This is a genomic window from Dietzia aerolata (assembly GCF_014144865.1).
Lineage (GTDB): Bacteria > Actinomycetota > Actinomycetes > Mycobacteriales > Mycobacteriaceae > Dietzia > Dietzia aerolata.
This window is the reverse complement of record NZ_JAALDM010000128.1, coordinates 1-1,251: the sequence shown is the minus strand read 5'-3', so window position 1 is coordinate 1,251 and position 1,251 is coordinate 1. Positions and strand designations below refer to the sequence as shown.

The 1,251-nt window shown below is 70.7% G+C and carries 2 protein-coding genes; both read left to right on the top strand.

The annotated features are described in order from the left end of the window. The coding region (locus G6016_RS08540) for a YqgE/AlgH family protein (RefSeq protein WP_182632237.1) at positions 1 to 406 on the top strand (406 nt) is incomplete at its 5' end. 62 nt (positions 407 to 468) lie between these two features. After that, positions 469 to 1,251: MFS transporter (locus G6016_RS08535; RefSeq protein ID WP_338403555.1), on the top strand; the 783-nt coding region annotated here is incomplete at its 3' end.

Sequence of the window (1,251 nt, the reverse complement as noted above, 5' to 3'; positions counted from 1 at the left end):
GCCGCCGTGGGCCGACCTGTGCGCCGCGCCCGGGGTGTTCTACATCGGTGGGCCCGTCAAACCCGACGCCGGCATCGCGTTGGCCGTGCTCTCGGCCGGGGTCGACGTCGCCGATGATCCCGGGCTGCAGCGGATCGAGGGACGGGTGCACGTGGTGGATTTGGACAGTGACCCCGAGCGGCTGCGGGGCCGGGTCGACGGGATGCGCGTGTTCGTCGGATACACCGGCTGGGCGCCCGGCCAGCTCCAAGGGGAACTCGACCGCGGCGACTGGTACGTCGCGCCGAGCCTGCCCAGCGACCTGCTCGCGCCCGCCCGCGAAGACGTGTGGGGAACCGTGCTCCGGCGCCAGGACATGCCGCTTCCGCTGTACGCGACCTACGTCGGCGAGGGCGAGCTGAACTAGGGCTGAGTTCCGCATTGTGGGATTAGATTTTTAGAATGTGGGAACCTGGCTAGTCTGGGGTCGTGGAGAACGAGGTGGACGCGCAGCGGGACGAGGTGACGGTCCGGAACTGGGTGATCCTCGCCGTCGCGACGTTCGTCGCCGCGTCGGGCTCCGCGTTCATCGTGGGCGTCGGCTTCCTACTCCCCTACTTCACGACCGGGATGGGACTGTCGCTGTCGCGGGCCGGCGTCCTGGTGGCGATGCCGTCGGTCGGCATGGCGCTGGCGCTCATCGCGTGGGGCTGGCTGGTCGACCGGACCGGCGAGAAACTGGTCCTGGTCTCGGGCTCGACGGCGGCCGCACTCGCGATCACTGCGCTGATGTTCACCGACTCGTTCGCGGCCATGGCGATATTCCTGCTGCTCGCCGGGGCGGCGACCGCGTCCGGAAACTCCGCCAGCGGGCGGCTGGTGGTGGGTTGGTTCCCTCCGCATCGGCGCGGATTGGCCATGGGCATCCGACAGATGTCGCAGCCGGTGGGCGCCGCGATTGCCGCAATGAGCCTCCCCCTGCTGGCGCAGGCCCACGGACTGGAGGCGGCGTTTGCCGTGCCCCTGGCGATGGCCGTCGTTTCGGCGGTGGCTGCCCTCGTCGTCGTCGTCGATCCTCCTCCCCCGGCCGCGCCGCGCGCGACCTCGGCGTCGGGAACCGCTCGGTCTCCGTATCGCGGGGCCGACTACCTGCAGCGCATCCACGGGGTGTCGGTGCTGCTGGTGCTGCCGCAGGGGATGCTGCAGTCGTTCCTGCTCGCGTGGCTGGTGCTGGGGCACGGGTGGTCGGCGGTGTCCGCGGGTGCGGTGGTG